14 protein-coding genes are annotated in these 14,522 nt (G+C 67.0%); 8 read left to right on the top strand and 6 right to left on the bottom strand.

Annotated features, from left to right (window positions below; all coding sequences use genetic code 11):
• The first annotated feature begins 154 nt into the window (after nt 1–154).
• From ACN2C7_RS13400 to ACN2C7_RS13375, 6 genes are read left to right on the top strand one after another with little or no spacing between them, the layout of a single operon-like run.
• Nucleotides 155–1,198, top strand: a complete 1,044-nt coding sequence (locus ACN2C7_RS13400; RefSeq protein WP_004623009.1) for a rod shape-determining protein — start codon at nt 155–157, stop codon at nt 1,196–1,198.
• A gap of 48 nt (nt 1,199–1,246) precedes the next feature.
• Nucleotides 1,247–2,263 carry a rod shape-determining protein MreC gene (gene mreC / locus ACN2C7_RS13395; protein ID WP_419317462.1) on the top strand — a complete coding sequence of 339 codons (1,017 nt, stop codon included), beginning with the start codon at nt 1,247–1,249 and terminating at the stop codon, nt 2,261–2,263.
• Nucleotides 2,260–2,775 (top strand): hypothetical protein, encoded by a 516-nt coding sequence (locus ACN2C7_RS13390; protein ID WP_419317461.1) that lies wholly within the window; start codon nt 2,260–2,262, stop codon nt 2,773–2,775. The genes mreC and ACN2C7_RS13390 overlap by 4 nt, the downstream gene beginning before the upstream one ends.
• Before the next feature lie 4 nt (nt 2,776–2,779).
• A complete protein-coding gene (gene mrdA / locus ACN2C7_RS13385; RefSeq protein WP_419317460.1) occupies nt 2,780–4,780 on the top strand; it encodes a penicillin-binding protein 2 in 2,001 nt (666 codons plus the stop codon).
• Complete coding sequence (rodA, locus tag ACN2C7_RS13380; protein WP_419317459.1) at nt 4,777–5,934, top strand: rod shape-determining protein RodA; 1,158 nt, start codon at nt 4,777–4,779, stop codon at nt 5,932–5,934. The genes mrdA and rodA overlap by 4 nt, the downstream gene beginning before the upstream one ends.
• A gap of 17 nt (nt 5,935–5,951) precedes the next feature.
• On the top strand, nt 5,952–6,482 hold the full coding sequence (locus ACN2C7_RS13375; RefSeq protein WP_419317458.1) for a GNAT family N-acetyltransferase: 531 nt from the start codon (nt 5,952–5,954) through the stop codon (nt 6,480–6,482).
• Between the two features lie 37 nt (nt 6,483–6,519).
• Here the strand turns inward: ACN2C7_RS13375 and pip are convergent, their stop codons facing one another.
• The gene (gene pip / locus ACN2C7_RS13370) at nt 6,520–7,509 is read right to left on the bottom strand and encodes a prolyl aminopeptidase (protein WP_419317457.1); all 990 of its coding nucleotides are present in this window, start codon (nt 7,507–7,509) and stop codon (nt 6,520–6,522) included.
• Between the two features lie 97 nt (nt 7,510–7,606).
• Here pip and ACN2C7_RS13365 point away from each other — a divergent pair, with 97 nt between their 5' ends.
• Nucleotides 7,607–7,861 (top strand): low temperature requirement protein A, encoded by a 255-nt coding sequence (locus tag ACN2C7_RS13365; RefSeq protein ID WP_419317456.1) that lies wholly within the window; start codon nt 7,607–7,609, stop codon nt 7,859–7,861.
• 4 nt (nt 7,862–7,865) lie between these two features.
• On the opposite strand, the gene ACN2C7_RS13360 is transcribed toward ACN2C7_RS13365, so the two are convergent.
• Nucleotides 7,866–8,828, bottom strand: coding sequence for an alpha/beta fold hydrolase (locus tag ACN2C7_RS13360; protein ID WP_419321473.1), 963 nt, complete (start codon nt 8,826–8,828; stop codon nt 7,866–7,868).
• 153 nt (nt 8,829–8,981) lie between these two features.
• On the opposite strand from ACN2C7_RS13360, the gene ACN2C7_RS13355 reads away from it, so the two are divergent.
• A complete protein-coding gene (locus tag ACN2C7_RS13355; protein ID WP_419317454.1) occupies nt 8,982–10,199 on the top strand; it encodes a multidrug effflux MFS transporter in 1,218 nt (405 codons plus the stop codon).
• Nucleotides 10,200–10,216: 17 nt separating this feature from the next.
• Here ACN2C7_RS13355 and ACN2C7_RS13350 read toward each other — a convergent pair whose 3' ends face one another.
• The 4 genes from ACN2C7_RS13350 to ACN2C7_RS13335 form a co-directional block, all read right to left on the bottom strand.
• Nucleotides 10,217–10,879: a hypothetical protein gene (locus tag ACN2C7_RS13350; protein ID WP_419317453.1), complete on the bottom strand. Its 663-nt coding sequence runs from the start codon at nt 10,877–10,879 to the stop codon at nt 10,217–10,219.
• Nucleotides 10,880–10,889: 10 nt separating this feature from the next.
• Entirely contained in the window at nt 10,890–11,942 is a 1,053-nt protein-coding gene (locus ACN2C7_RS13345; RefSeq protein ID WP_419317452.1) for a metal-dependent hydrolase family protein, read from the bottom strand.
• Between the two features lie 343 nt (nt 11,943–12,285).
• On the bottom strand, nt 12,286–12,753 hold the full coding sequence (locus tag ACN2C7_RS13340) for a GNAT family N-acetyltransferase (RefSeq protein WP_419317451.1): 468 nt from the start codon (nt 12,751–12,753) through the stop codon (nt 12,286–12,288).
• A gap of 212 nt (nt 12,754–12,965) precedes the next feature.
• Nucleotides 12,966–14,462: a phosphomannomutase/phosphoglucomutase gene (locus ACN2C7_RS13335; protein WP_419317450.1), complete on the bottom strand. Its 1,497-nt coding sequence runs from the start codon at nt 14,460–14,462 to the stop codon at nt 12,966–12,968.
• Between the last annotated feature and the right edge of the window lie 60 nt (nt 14,463–14,522).

The following is a 14,522-nucleotide window of genomic DNA, read 5'->3' as shown; positions in this document are numbered from 1 at the left end:
ACGGCGATTCCGGGGAATCATGTTGTCCTTGTCCGGTAGTGGGTTAGGTAGTGAATCGCGCGTGAAGTCCGCTTCGCGCCGAGGACTGGTCCAGAGCCTGCTTTCGTCTTGAACTGCCGCGTTTTGCCCCTCTATCCCTCAGTCAGGGCTTTCAATGTTTTCTTCCCTCTTCGGCGTGATCTCCAACGACATCGCCATCGACCTCGGAACGGCCAACACCCTTATCTATATGAAGGGCAAAGGCATTGTTCTGAACGAACCGTCGGTGGTGGCGCTTCGCAATGTCGGTGGCCGCAAGATCGTCCATGCCGTGGGTATCGAAGCCAAGCAGATGCTGGGTCGCACGCCGGGCCACATGGAAGCCATCCGTCCGATGCGTGACGGGGTCATCGCTGACTTCGAAGTCGCCGAAGAGATGATCAAGTACTTCATCCGCAAGGTTCACAATCGCAAGGGCTTCGTGAACCCCAAGGTCATCGTCTGCGTGCCGTCGGGCGCCACCGCTGTCGAGCGCCGCGCGATCAACGATTCCTGCCTGAACGCCTCGGCCCGCCGCGTCGGCCTGATCGACGAGCCGATGGCCGCCGCGATCGGCGCCGGCCTGCCGATCCACGAGCCGACCGGTTCGATGGTCGTCGACATCGGCGGCGGCACCACCGAGGTGGCCGTGCTGTCGCTGTCGGGCATCGTCTATTCGCGTTCGGTCCGCGTCGGCGGCGACAAGATGGACGAAGCAATCATCAGCTACATGCGTCGCCACCATAACCTGCTGATCGGCGAAACGACCGCCGAGCGCATCAAGAAGGAAATCGGCACCGCCCGCGCGCCGGCCGACGGCGAAGGCCTGTCGATCGACGTCAAGGGTCGCGACCTGATGCAGGGCGTGCCGCGCGAAGTCCGCATCTCTGAAAAACAGGCTGCCGACGCGCTGGCTGAACCGGTCGGGCAGATCGTCGAGGCCGTGAAGGTCGCCCTGGAGGCCACGCCTCCGGAACTGGCTTCTGACATCGCCGACAAGGGCATCATGCTGACCGGCGGCGGCGCGCTGCTGCGCGGTCTGGACGCCGAGATCCGCGACCACACCGGCCTGCCGGTGACCGTGGCCGATGACCCGCTTTCCTGCGTGGCCCTGGGCTGCGGCAAGGTGCTCGAACATCCCAAGTGGATGAAGGGCGTCCTGGAATCCACCCTGGCCTAGGCCTAAGTTCCGACAAAGGCGCCGGGGCGGCGCCAGGAGAACGCGTTCGTGCCCTTTCGCGAAGGTCCCCTCGGCGACCTGAAAGTGCCGCTCACCTGGACCGCGGCCGTGGCGCTCATCGTCGCGGTCGTGATCGCGGTGGCGTTCCTGCTGGCTGATCGGCGCGAGACGCTGCAGGACCATGCCTATGGCGTGACCCGCCAGACGGTGGACACGGTCTCCAAGCCCGTGAGCGGCGTGATCGCCGCGCCGGGGCGCTGGACGGGTCTGGGTCTCGACTTCGTGCGCAGCTATTTCTTCACCGCCTCCGAGAACCGCCGTCTGAAGGCCGAGAATACCGAGATGCGCCAGTGGCGCGATCGGGCCCTTGCGCTGCAGGACACCAACGATCGCTACAAGTCGCTGCTGGGCCTGAAGACCGATCCGCCCATTCCCATGGCGTCCGCCCGCGTGGTCAGCGACAGCCGCGGCCCCTTCGCCAATACCCGCCTGGCCGACGCCGGCTCCGAAAAGGGCGTGGTGGTCGGCAATCCTGTCCTCAATGAGCGCGGTCTGGTCGGCCGGGTCGTCGGCGTTTCGCGCGGCGTCAGCCGCGTGCTGCTGCTGACCGATATCGCCTCGCGCACCCCTGTGATGATCGACCGCACAAACGCCCGCGCCATCCTGACCGGCGACGGAGGCCCCAATCCCAAGCTGGAATATCTGCGCGGTGTTGACCCTATCCAGCAGGGCGACCGGGTGGTCACTTCCGGCGATGGCGGCGTTGTGCCTCGCGGCCTGCCAGTGGGCGCGGCGGTCAAGGGTCTCGACGGGCGCTGGCGCGTGGTTCTGTTCGCCGACGATGCGGCGATTGATTTCGTCCGTATCCTGCTCTTCAAGGATTTCGCTCAACTGGCCGACGAGAAGCAGTTGCAGACCCGCAGCCTGCCGCCCGTGACCACTGAAGATCCCCAGACCTCGATCCTCAGCGCGCCCGTCGCCGTCACCAGGCCGCGCGTGGCTCCAGCCCCTCCGGCATCCGGACTGCCGGCGTCCAGGCCGGCTCCTGCGGCGCCGGCGCAATGAGCATGCGCGGCGCCAGGCCCCTGCACCCGGCGCGCTGGCTGGGCATTCCGCTGCTGGTTTGCATGGCGGCCACCATCGTTTTTGCAGCGCCGCTGCGCATCTGGGGCCTGCAGCTGCCCGAGCCGGTCTTCGCCATGGTTCCGGCCTTTGCCTGGGCCCTGATCCGGCCCTCGATCCTCGCGCCCTTCGCCATCCTGCTCCTGGGTCTGTTCCTGGACCTGTTCTGGGGCGGTCCGACGGGCCTGTGGGGCCTGTCCCTGCTGGTGGCCTATGCGATGGTGCTGATGGCTCGCAACATGATGACCGGCCAAAGCCGGGTCATGATGTGGGCCTGGTTTGCCGGGGTCACGGCCGTCGCCATGATCGCCGGCTTCCTGTTTTCGATGCTCGACAGCCTGGCGACCCCCAGTCTGCTGGCCGTTTTCTGGCAGTTTCTGGCCACGGCCCTGCTGTTCCCGTTCGCCCACCGGCTGGTCGACCGCTTCGACGACGCCGACGTTCGTTTCCGGTAAGGCGATGAGCGAACCGTCAATCCTGTTCTTTGAGGTCAACGAGCGCCAGGGGGTGTTCCACCGGCGCGCGTTCCTGATGGGCGGCCTCGCCGGCGCCGGCCTGCTGGCCCTCGGCGGTCGCCTGGCGCAACTGCAACTGGTCGAGGCTCAGCGCTACCAGAAGTTGTCGGCCGGGAACCAGTTCAATTATCGGCTGATGCCGCCGCCGCGCGGCCTGATTCTGGACCGCAACGGCACGCCCCTGGCGTCCAACCGGCCCAATTTCCGACTGATGATCACCAAGGACAAGGGCCTCGACGTCGAGGCCGCCCTCGATGACCTGTCAAAGCTGGTGCCGATCGATGGAACGCGACGCGCCCGCCTGATCAAGGATATCGCCCGTGCGCCTCGCAAGGCGCCGGTGGCGATCATGGAAGACATGAGCTGGGAGGAGTTCTCCCGCGTCAATATTCGCGCGCCCGAACTGCCCGGCGTCACCGCCGACATGGGCGAGGTGCGGGTCTATCCGTTTGGCGGCGCCTTCGCCCATGTCATCGGCTATGTCGCCAAGGTGTCTGACCGTGACCTGAAGGCGGCCGAGAAGGACCCGACCCAGGACCAGGACCTGCTGCACCATCCGGGCTTTCGGATCGGCAAGCAGGGCGTGGAAAAGGCCTTCGACACCGATCTGCGCGGCCGGGCGGGCGCGACCAAGGCCGAGGTCGACGCTCTGGGCCGGGTGGTGCGCCTTGATCCGGAAGGCGACATCCGCCCGACGCCGGGCAAGGAGATCCGCCTCACCCTCGACGCGGATATCCAGAACCGCGCCCTTGAGGTGATGGGCCAGGAAAGCGGCGCCATCGTCGTGATGGACGTGCGCAACGGCGACCTGCTGTGCATGGTCTCGGCGCCCAGTTTCGACGCCAATCGGTTCGTCAAAGGGCTCAGCGGGCCTGAATACAAGGCTCTGGCCGAGTACGAGCGCAAGCCTCTGCTCGACAAGGCGATGACGGGCACCTATCCGCCCGGCTCGACCTTCAAGCCGACCGTGGCGCTGGCGGCCTTGACGGCGGGTGTCGATCCCGAAGTGCGGATCAACTGTTCGGGCGGCTGGTACTATGGCGGCCGCACCTGGCGGTGCTGGGAAAAGGGCGGTCACGGCGCCCAGAACATGAACGACGCGATCAAGAACTCCTGTGACATCTATTTCTATCAGGTCGCGCTGAGGATCGGGCCGGATGCGATCGCCAAGGCGGCCCGCGCGGTCGGTTTCGGCGAGATCTTCGATATCGGGATTCCCGGACAGAGGCGCGGCATCGTTCCGGATCGCGCCTGGAAGAAGAAGGCCTTCAAGGACCCCCGCAACCAGATCTGGTTCCCCGGCGAGTCCCCCAGCTACGGGATCGGGCAGGGGGCGCTGAACGTCAACGCCCTGCAGCTGGCGGTCATGACGGCGCGCCTGGCCAACGGCAAGAAGGCTCTGGTTCCCCGGCTGATCAAGTCGGTCGGCGGGATTGAACAGCCCAGTGGGGCGGCTGTGCCGGAGCTGCCGTTCTCCGCCGAACATCTGGCCTATGTCCGCGACGGCATGGCGGCGGTCTCTGCGGCCGGCGGCACCGCCTATCGAAACAGCCAGCTGGGGCTGGGCGACATCCAGATGGCCGGCAAGACCGGCACGGCCCAGGTGCGCAGCTTCGACAAGGGCGTGTCGCGCGACAGCAAGGACGTGCGCTGGCGGCTGAAGGACCACAACCTGTTCGTCGCCTTCGCCCCCTATGACGACCCGCGCTACGCTGTGTCGGTGATCATCGAGCATGGCGGCATGGGCGGCGCCACCGCCGGCGCGCCGCGCGCCCGCGAAGTCATGCGCGTGGCCCTGCTGAAGGATCCAGAGATCCGCGCCCGGATTGAAAAGCCGATGCCCATGCCCGACGCGCCGCCCGAGGCGGTGATCGAGGGCGCGGCGCCGGAGGATCCGATCATTGGCGCGCCCCCCCAGGCTGCACCGCAGGAGCCGCAGACATGACCCTCAGCGGTGGTCTCAGTCGTCCCGGTGAACGCGACCGGCCTATCATCAAGTTCATGGAGATCGACTGGACGTTCTGTCTGGCGCTCTGCCTGATCGCCGGCGCCGGCGCGTTGATGATGTTCTCGATTGCCGGGGCGTCCTGGGAGCCGTGGGCGGCCAAGCATCTGGTTCGCTTCGGGCTCTACTTCGTCATGATGATCGTGCTGGCCATGATCGACCTGCGCCTGTGGTTCATGATCGCCTATCCGGTCTATGCGGTCGGGCTGCTGCTGCTGGTCGCCGTGGAACTGGTGGGTGACACCTCGCTGGGCGCCACGCGCTGGCTGTCGATCGGCGGTTTCCGCTTCCAGCCTTCGGAAATCATGAAGATCGGCCTCGTCCTGGCCCTCGCCCGCTACTATCACGGCCTTTCTGCCGACAGCGCCCGGATGTCCTGGCGGTTGCTGGTCCCGGCGGTGATGATCGCGGCGCCTGTGCTGCTGGTGGCCCACCAGCCCGACCTGGGCACGGCCATTCTGATTGCGTCGACGGGGCTCGCCATCGTCATCCTGGCCGGTCTGTCATGGCGGATCATCGTCGCCGGCATAGTCGCGGTTCTGGCCGCTATTCCGCCGTTCATCCTGTTCGTGCTGCACGATTATCAGCGCAACCGGATCCTGACCTTCATGGATCCTGAAAGCGACCCCTCCGGCAAGGGCTACCAGATCATGCAGTCCAAGATCGCCCTGGGGTCGGGCGGTCTGATGGGCAAGGGCTTTGGCCTTGGCTCGCAGAGCCAGCTGAACTTCCTGCCCGAAAAACAGACCGATTTCATCTTCGCCACCCTGGCCGAGGAATTCGGCTTCCTGGGCTGTTTCAGCGTGCTGTTCCTGTATGGCGTCGTGATCTTCATGGCCTTGCGCATCGCTTCGATCAGCCACAGCCATTTTGGTCGCCTGGCCGCAGCCGGCACGACGGCCACGTTCGCGCTCTACGTGCTGATCAATGGGGCGATGGTGATGGGCATGGCGCCGGTGGTCGGGGTGCCGATGCCGATGCTCTCCTACGGCGGCACTGTGATGCTGACCGTGATGATCGGCTTTGGCCTGGTCCAGGCCGTGCGGGTGCACCGCTACACCGAGGTCACCAGCGGCAAGGGATCGCTGATGTGACGCCGGAGGCGGGCCATTTGCTGCCCGTCATCCTGACGCCGCGTCTGCGCCTGCGCTGTTTCGAGGCGGGCGACGCGCCGAGCCTCGCCGCCAATCTGACGCCGCCGGTGACCCGCTGGCTGGCGACCTGGCCCGATCCCGTGTCCGTCGACCTCGCCGCCCAGCGCATCCAGATTGCCCGAGACGGCGTCACGGCCGGCTGGCACGTCGGCTATGGCGTCGAACGCTTGTCCGACGGGTTGCTGATCGGGGGCTTCGGCGGCGATGTCGATGTGACCGGCGAGACCTTCGAGATCGGCTATCACCTGGCCGAACACGCCCACGGCCAAGGCTACATGACAGAAGCGGGCAGGGCGGCGATCGCCACGCTCTGGGATCTGATGCCGATCAAGCGGATCGAGGCGGTCGCGCAGCGTGAGAACGTCGCGTCGTTCGCGGTGATGCAGCGTCTCGGTATGGCCCCCGCAGGTCAGAGACTGGTCCATTCCCTCGCGCGCGATCGCTGGGAGTGGTGCGGTGTCTACGGCGTGGACCGCCCTGGGCGCTGAACCTAGGCTGGCGTCACGTCGAGCCGCAGAATGGGCCCTAGGAAACCAGCGCTGACTCGGTGGCCCGCACCAGCCCGTCGATAATGCCGGGCTCGGTCGAGGCGTGTCCGGCATCCCAGATGATGTCGAAGCGCGCTTCTGGCCAGGCCTTGTGCAGCGACCAGGCGCTGTCGAGCGGCGTGACCACATCGAAGCGGCCCTGCACGATCCAGCCGGGGATGTGCTTGATCTTGTCGATGTTCTTCAGGATCCAGCCGTCGTGGTCGAAGAAGCCCTTGTTGGTAAAGAAGTGGCATTCGATCCGCGCGAAGGCGACGGCGAAGTCTTCCTCATTGAACTTGGAGGGACGGGCCTCGGGCCCGCGCAGCGAGATGGTGTCCCCCTCCCACTGGCTCCAGGCGGCGGCGGCTTCCAGCTGCACGCGACGATCGGGGGCAACCAGCCGCCGGTGATAGGCGCTCATCAGATCGCCGCGTTCTTCCTCGGGGATCGGCGCCAGGAACCGCTCCCAGGCGTCGGGGAACAGCATTGAGGCGCCGTCCTGATAGAACCAGCGCAGTTCCTTCTCGGTGAGCAGGAAGATACCGCGCAGCACCAGGCCCTCGACGCGGTCGGGATGCTTGATGGCGTAGGCCAGGGCCAGGGTCGAACCCCATGAGCCGCCGAACACGGTCCATTTCTCGACGCCAAGATGCTCGCGAAGCCGCTCGATGTCCTCGATCAGGCTCCAGGTGGTGTTGTCGTCGAGGCTGGCATTGGGGCGCGAGCGGCCGCAGCCGCGCTGATCGAACAGCGCCATGCGCCATTTGGCCGGGTCGAAGAACCGCCGCATGGTCGGATTGACCGCCCCGCCGGGGCCGCCGTGCAGGATCACGCACGGCTTGCCGCGCGGATTGCCGCATTCCTCGTAATAGATCTCGTGCGGACCGCCGGTGGGCATCCAGCCGAACGAATAGGGTTCGACCTCGCGGAAGAGGCCGCGCCGGCCGATCGAGGACATGACGGTGGAGGAAGCGTTGCGATCCATGCCCCGAACCTAACGCGCTTCACATCGTCCTGTGAACGAAAGATCGACCGACGCCGTTCGGGGATGCGTCCTGCCGCCGAGTTGCTATGTTCTGCTCATGGACTCGCCTGAAGATCTGACCGACGAAGAGCTGCTGGGCATGCTCACCCCGCGCCAGCTGGCGGAACTGGACCGCACGATCGGCGAGACCTTCTCCGATGGCGGCGTTGATCGGGTCGAGGCGCTGTTCGCCCTGGCTCAGGTCTATTCGATGCGCGCAGCCCAGCGCGACGAGACCTCGGCCCTGGCCCTGCTGCAGCTGGCGGCGGCGATGCGGCGGCGCGCCGAGGCGCTGGCCAGCGGCCGGCCCTGAAGCGTCAGGCCGGAAAGCGGCGATCCAGCCAGTCCAGCATGGCCGCATTGACCTCTGCCGGCTTCTCCTGCTGGGTCCAGTGACCGCTGCCCTTGATCAGCACCTTTTCCAGATCCTCGATCTGTTCGCCCATGCGGTCGCAGAGCGATGGCGGCAAGACCACATCATGCTCGGCCATGATCATCAGGCAGGGGATGGCGTCTATGCGCCGGGGCAGATGTTCCGCGCGTTGCCAGTTGCGGGTGAAGTTGCGGTACCAGTTGATGCCCCCGGTAAAGCCGGTGCGCTCGAAGGTCTCGGTGAACACGGCCAGTTCCTCGGGACGCAGAAACTGCAGCGGGTCGCTGGCGGGATCGTAGCGCGCCAGGCCTTCCTGCAGGGCCAGGCTCTTGCGCTCCGCCGGGCGCGCCTCGAAGGCTTCGACGCTGTCGCCGGGGGCGCGCATGAAGAAGCGGATGGTCTTGCCAGGATCGGAGCCCAGTAGCGCGTCGGCGACGCCAGGCTTCTGGAAGTGGACGATGTACATCTCGTCGCCATAGGCGCGGCGGTACATCTCGATTGGATCTATCGGCAGGCGAGGGGTGAACGGGGTGTTCAGGCCCACGATCCCGGCGCAGCGATCGGGATGCAGCAGCGGCATGGCCCAAACGATGATGCCGCCCCAGTCGTGACCGACGAAGACAGCCTTTTCGACGCCCAGCTGGTCCAGCAGTCCGACCAGATCGCCGGTCAGGCTGTCCATGTCATAGGCCTCGATCGGTTCGGGGCGATCGGTCAGGCCATAGCCGCGCTGGTCTGGCGCGATCACCCACCGCCCGGCCGCAGCCAGCGCCGCGATCTGGTGTCGCCAAGAATAGGAGAATTCTGGAAAGCCGTGGCACAGCACGATGGGAACGCCCTGGCGCGGGCCGGCCTCGTGGTAGGCCATGCGGATACCATTGACCGTCGCGAAAGACGGCTGCGGCATCGGCGGGGCCAGCGGACGCTCCTCGGTGCGGCTCATCGATGTCTCCTGCAGCTTTCCGGCCCTATCTGATTGTTGATCACCGTGACGGTCCAAACCTCGCACCGCAAGCCGGTTGAGGGGTTCACGTTGCGTCAAACGAGAGTAGAAGGCCGCATGACCGTCGCCGAACCGCCCGTCGCAACGCCCTGGAGGCTGGTCCTCCTGCTGGGCGCCCTGACCGCCTTCGCGCCCATGTCGATCGACATGTACCTCTCAAGCCTGCCGTCGATTGGCCGGTCGCTGCACGCCGGGCCGGATCAGACCCAGGCGACGCTGGCCGCGTTTTTCGCCGGCATGGCCATCGGCCAGTTCATCTACGGCCCGGCGTCGGATCGCCTGGGCCGACGAGGACCGATCCTGTTTGGGGTTGCAGTCTATTTCCTGGCTTCAGTCGCCTGTGCGCTGGCGCCGACGATCGAGGCGCTGATCGCGGCGCGGTTCGTTCAGGCCCTGGGCGGTTGCGCCGGAGCGGTGGTCGCCCGAGCCGTGGTGCGCGATCGCTTTGGCCATGCTGACACGGCGCGCGTGCTGTCTTTGATGACGCTGATCATGGGCCTGGCGCCCGTGCTGGCGCCGCAGCTTGGCGGTCTGATCCAGCTGGTCGCCGGCTGGCGCGGCGTGTTCTGGGTGCTGGCGGGGTTTGGCCTGGCCATCGGCCTCTGGGTGGCGCTGGGGCTGAGCGAGTCGCGCTCGGCCGAGACCGAGGCCCAGGCGCGGTCGGAAAATCCCTTCAAGGCGTTCGGAGCCTTGCTGCGGATGCGGCGGCTGGTGGGCTATGGCGTGGCCGGCACGCTGAACGGCGCGGTGCTGTTCACCTACATTTCCGGTGGCCCGGATGTGATCATGAGCACCTACGGCCACTCGCCGCTGGTCTTCAACATGATCTTCGCCTTCAACGCCGTAGGCATCATCGGCGCCAGCCAGGTGAATCGGCTGCTCCTGCGCCGGACAACCCCGGACCGGGTGCTGATGCGCGCCAGCATCGCTTCGGTGATCTTCGCCTTCCTGCTGGTCGGGGCGGCCTGGTCGGGTCTGGGCGGACAGTGGACGGTGCTGCCGCTGCTGTTCCTGTCGCTGTCGACCTATGGCCTGATGGGCGGCAACACCATGGCCGGCGCGCTCAGTATTGATCCCAAGCGGGCGGGGTCGACCTCCGCCCTGATGGGCGCGGCCTCGTTCGGCTCGGGCGCCATCGCCGCCTGGGTCAGCGGCCTTCTGCACGACGGCACGGCCAGACCGATGGCCGGCGTGATGTTCGCCTGCCTGATCGGCTCGTCGCTGGCCATCTTCCTGATCGCCCTGCCCGCGGGCGGCGCCAAGACCGAAGCCTGAGGCGGGCCCGTCAGGCCCTAGCCGATCAGGTTGCGCACCCAGATCAGGAAGTTTTCCCAGACCGCGATGAGCTTCGCCAATGGGTTTTCTGGCGCGGGCGGAGGCGGCGGCGGGGCCGGAACAAACCAGCTGGGCGCGGCGGGTGGCGCGCAGTTCATCCGCATGCCGACGCCCTTCAGATAGCCGCGCCGGATGCCGCCCGAGCGGATGGCGGCCTGGACGGCCCGGTCGTGCTTGGCCGCGCCGGTCAGCTTGCGGATCCAGCCCCGGAACGGCAGCACGTGGGTGGTCTGGTCGCGAACCTCGGCGACCCCGGCCTTCCAGGCGCCGTCGACCACCTTCCTGCTGCTGGAGCGCTCGTCGGGGGGCGGGGCCTCATCCAGATCTGGACCCAGCGCCGCGTCCAGCCGGCCGATCTCGGCGGCGATCGGCTCGCAACGCTCCAGACCCACCACGTCATAGGGATCGGCGACCGCGCGTGTCAGCACGGCCGGGATGTCCTTGCGCTTGAGGTTCAGGTCCTCGAGCGGCGCGGTGACGGCGTCGCGCATCGTGTCGCCGCGCTGGGTCGTGCCGGGGTCAGCGGCCAGGGCCGGTCCGGTCAGCAAGGCGCAGGTCAGGGCAAGAGGGATCGAGCGACGCATCCTGCCGAGATCGCCCGGCTTTGCGGTCTGGCGCAAGAGGAATGCCTCAGGGGCGACGATGAACGACGCCATCCTTGATCACCAGAACCACGGCCTTGGTCGCCTCGATATCCCGGGTCGGGTCGCCGGTCACGGCGACGATGTCGGCCAGGTAGCCGGGCTTCAGCTGGCCAAGATCGTTCTGCCGCCGCAGCACCCTGGCGTCCACGGCCGTCGCGGCCAGCAGGGTCCGGGTCGGGCTCATGCCGTGGCGGACCATCCACACCAGCTCGCGGGCGTTGTCGCCATGGCGAAACACGCCGACATCGCTGCCCATGCCGATGGTGACGCCGCTCTTCATCGCCAGCCTGAAGGCCCGTTCGGCGGCCTGCATGGCGGGCGTCGGCGGGGTCTTGCCGGCGACATAGCCGCCGAAATAGGTCGAGGTGCTCTCGCTGGCCGTCAGGGTCGGGAAATAGGCGACGCCCTTCTCGGCCATCAGCCTGAAGGTGGCTTCCGTGCCGCCATAGCCATGTTCGATGATGTCGGCGCCGGCCAGGATCGCGCGGCGCATGCCCTCGTCGCTGGCGGCGTGGATGGCCACCGGGCGGCCGCTGGAATGGGCGACATCGATCATCGCCTTCAACTCGTCGAGGGTGAAGGTCGGCTGGGTCGAGCCGTCGGGGCCGACGCGGTAGTCAGCATAGATCTTGATCCAGTCGGCGCCCGCGCCGGCCTGCTCGCGCACCGCCCTGACGCCCTCGTCGATCCCGCTGGCCTCCTGGGCGCCCTGGGGGATCTCGGCGTCAGGATTGTAGTTGCGGCGTGCGGGGCCGTAGGCGCCGGTGGCGACGATGGCGCGCGTGGCCACGAACAGGCGCGGGCCGGGGATGAGCCTGTCGTTGATAGCGCGCTTGATCGAGACGTCCGACACGCCCGCGCCCTCGGCGCCCAGGTCGCGCAGGGTGGTGAAGCCGGCGTCCAGCGTGGCCCTGGCCTGAACCGTCGCGCGGATGACGCGGTAGTCGGGCGCCTCCTTCAGCACCTGATCGTCCCATGAGGCTTCATTGTAGGGATGCAGCAGCAGGTGGCTGTGCAGGTCCATCAGGCCGGGGATCACCGTCGCCCCGGGCAGGTCGATGACCTCGGCTCCGGTCGCGTCCAGGCCGGCGGCGGGACCGACGGCGGCGATCCTGTTGTCGCGGATCAGGACGCCCCAGCCCTCATGGGGCGGACCGGCGTCCTCGGCTGTCCAGACGCGCGCGGGCTTGAGCAGGATCGGCTGGGCGGCTTCGCCGAGGCTGGGAGTCAGGACCAGGCAAGGAGAGCGATCAGAGGGCGCATGGACGACTCGCGGTTGGGTGATGAGCTAACGCCAAAATCGCGGCGGTCCCAAATGACGGAATGGGCGAAGGAACGGGCGCGGACGATAGACGTCGCCCGCGCCCGCCCTGTGCTGCCCTCTAGGCGGTCGGACAGCGCCAGCAGATCAACGGTCCGTCCTGTTCATCAAGGCGCTCGCCTGCTTGAACGAAGCCGTTTCGGCTCAGTACGCGCTGCGAGGCCAGGTTCGTTGTGGATGTCTCGGCGGTCAGCGCCGTCACGTCGGCGCATTGTCTCGCCCACGCGACGATGTCGCCCACCGCTCGGCCGGCATGGCCGCGACCTTGCCGGCTGGGCGCGACGCCATAGCCGATATCGACCACGCCGTGCTTTGGCGGCCGCGTGACGGAGCAGAGCCCGACGACCTCGCCGCTTTCGACGATCAGCCAGGAGGCGGGCGAGAAGGTCGCCCAGACGCCGTCGGCGACGCCGGCCAGCATTTCGATGATGGCAGGCGGCGCGATCGGCGTATCCGCCAGATCAAGATCTCTCGGCCCGAGGCCCAGCATCAGGCGTGCGTAGTCGTCTTTGGTTGTTTCCAGGATCATGGTGGCTCTCGAAGAAAATGAGGGGACGTCGATGACGTCTGTCCAGGCTTCGTGAGCGGTCAGCGTCCGGGCGTGCTCACACGCGTCCGCGCTGGCCGCTGAAGCGGTCCAAGGCGAGGTCGGTGAGCAAAGGCATTCTCCTGAAACTGACCCGCCGATCTCGTCGGTGGGCGTTCGCAAACTCTACGAACTGCGCGCGTCGCTGGGAAGCCTCAGATTTCCTGGTTGTACTTGCCGACGCGATCGCCCAGGCGCGGCTTCACTTCCTGGCGGAAGAGGGCGCGCATGTCGTCCTCGGAGCTGGTGCTCTCGACCACGACCACGATCTCGGGCTTGTTGGATGAGGCGCGGACCAGAACCCAAGAGCCATCTTCCAGATGCACGCGCACGCCGTTGACGGTGATCACCTCGGTGATCCTGCGGCCCAGGATCGAGCCGCCGGCGGCGAACAGGTCCTGGTATTCCCGAACCACGTCATCGACGATCCCGTACTTCACCTCGTCGCCGCAGTGCGGGCTCATGGTGAGGGACGTGAAGGCCACCGGCAGGGCCTTGCGCATGTCCGACAGCTTCACGCCCGGATTGCGGTCCAGCATGGCCAGCACGGCGGCGGCGGCGGTCAGACCGCAGTCATAGCCGTAGCCCAGGTCGCCGTTCATGAAGAAGTGGCCGCTCTTTTCGAACCCGGCCAGGGCCCCGACCTCAGCGCTCTTGCGCTTGATGTAGCTGTGGCCGGTCTTCCAGTAGATCACCTTGCAGCCATGCTGGGCCAGGATGGGGTCGGTGGCGTAGAGGCCGGTCGACTTCACATCGACCACGAAGGTCGCGCCGGGGTTCAGCGGGGCCAGGTCGCGGGCCAGCATCAGGCCGATCTTGTCGGCGAAGATCTCCTCGCCCTCGTCGTCGACGACGCCGCAGCGGTCGCCGTCGCCGTCGAAGCCGAACGCCAGGTCCGCGCCTTGCTCACGGACGGCGGCGGCCATGGAGTGCAGCATCTCCACGTCTTCCGGGTTCGGATTGTATTTCGGGAAGGTGTAGTCGAGCTCGGTGTCCATCCCGATCACCTCGCTGACGCCCATGCGCTGCAGGGCGTCGACCGCGAAGGCGCCAGCCGTGCCGTTGCCGCAGGCGGCGATGACCTTCAGGGGACGGGTGATGCTGGCGCGCTTGGCGACGTCGGCGATGAAGCGCTCGGCTTCGCCCTCGACGCGGATCAGCTTGCCGCCGTCACGTTCCACGAACTTTCCGCCCAGCACGATGTCGCGCAGGCGACCCATCTCGTCGGGACCGAAGGTCAGCGGGCGTTGCGCGCCCATTTTCACGCCGGTCCAGCCGTTCTCGTTATGGCTGGCGGTGACCATGGCCACGCAGGGGATGTCCAGATCGAACTGCGCGAAATAGGCGGTGGGCGACAGGGCCAGGCCGATGTCGTGGACCTCGCAGCCGGCCGAGATCAGGCCCAGGATCAGGGCGTTCTTGATCGACGACGAATAGGAGCGGAAGTCGTGGCCGACCACGATCTTCGACAGGCCCAGTTCCTGGATATAGGTGCCAAGGCCCAGGCCCAGGGCCTGAATGCCCAGCAGGTTGATGTCGGGCCCAAACAGCCAGCGCGCGTCGTACTCGCGAAACCCCGTGGCCTTGACCAGCGGCTCGTTCTCGTAGGCGGCGGTATTGGGAACGAGGTCGGAGCGGGGCGCTGAGAACATCGGGGCTCGCATCAAGGTTGAGATCGTTGCTTTAGCGACCACGGGCCGGCGCTGCTAGCG

The sequence above is a fragment of the Caulobacter sp. ErkDOM-E genome (assembly GCF_048541895.1).
Classification (GTDB): Bacteria; Pseudomonadota; Alphaproteobacteria; order Caulobacterales; family Caulobacteraceae; genus Caulobacter.
Note: the sequence above shows the minus strand (reverse complement) of the source record. Positions and strands in the feature narration are given on the sequence as shown.

What these genes read in the sequence shown, in the direction of transcription:
- ACN2C7_RS13400 (WP_004623009.1), top strand. Translation starts at nt 155, where the DNA reads ATGTTTTCTTCCCTCTTCGGCGTGATCTCCAACGACATCGCCATCGAC.
- ACN2C7_RS13390 (WP_419317461.1), top strand. Translation starts at nt 2,260, where the DNA reads ATGAGCATGCGCGGCGCCAGGCCCCTGCACCCGGCGCGCTGGCTGGGC.
- mrdA (WP_419317460.1), top strand. Translation starts at nt 2,780, where the DNA reads ATGAGCGAACCGTCAATCCTGTTCTTTGAGGTCAACGAGCGCCAGGGG.
- rodA (WP_419317459.1), top strand. Translation starts at nt 4,777, where the DNA reads ATGACCCTCAGCGGTGGTCTCAGTCGTCCCGGTGAACGCGACCGGCCT.
- pip (WP_419317457.1), bottom strand. Translation starts at nt 7,509, where the DNA reads ATGGATCGCAACGCTTCCTCCACCGTCATGTCCTCGATCGGCCGGCGC.
- ACN2C7_RS13365 (WP_419317456.1), top strand. Translation starts at nt 7,607, where the DNA reads ATGGACTCGCCTGAAGATCTGACCGACGAAGAGCTGCTGGGCATGCTC.
- ACN2C7_RS13360 (WP_419321473.1), bottom strand. Translation starts at nt 8,828, where the DNA reads ATGCCGCAGCCGTCTTTCGCGACGGTCAATGGTATCCGCATGGCCTAC.
- ACN2C7_RS13355 (WP_419317454.1), top strand. Translation starts at nt 8,982, where the DNA reads ATGACCGTCGCCGAACCGCCCGTCGCAACGCCCTGGAGGCTGGTCCTC.
- ACN2C7_RS13340 (WP_419317451.1), bottom strand. Translation starts at nt 12,753, where the DNA reads ATGATCCTGGAAACAACCAAAGACGACTACGCACGCCTGATGCTGGGC.
- ACN2C7_RS13335 (WP_419317450.1), bottom strand. Translation starts at nt 14,462, where the DNA reads ATGTTCTCAGCGCCCCGCTCCGACCTCGTTCCCAATACCGCCGCCTAC.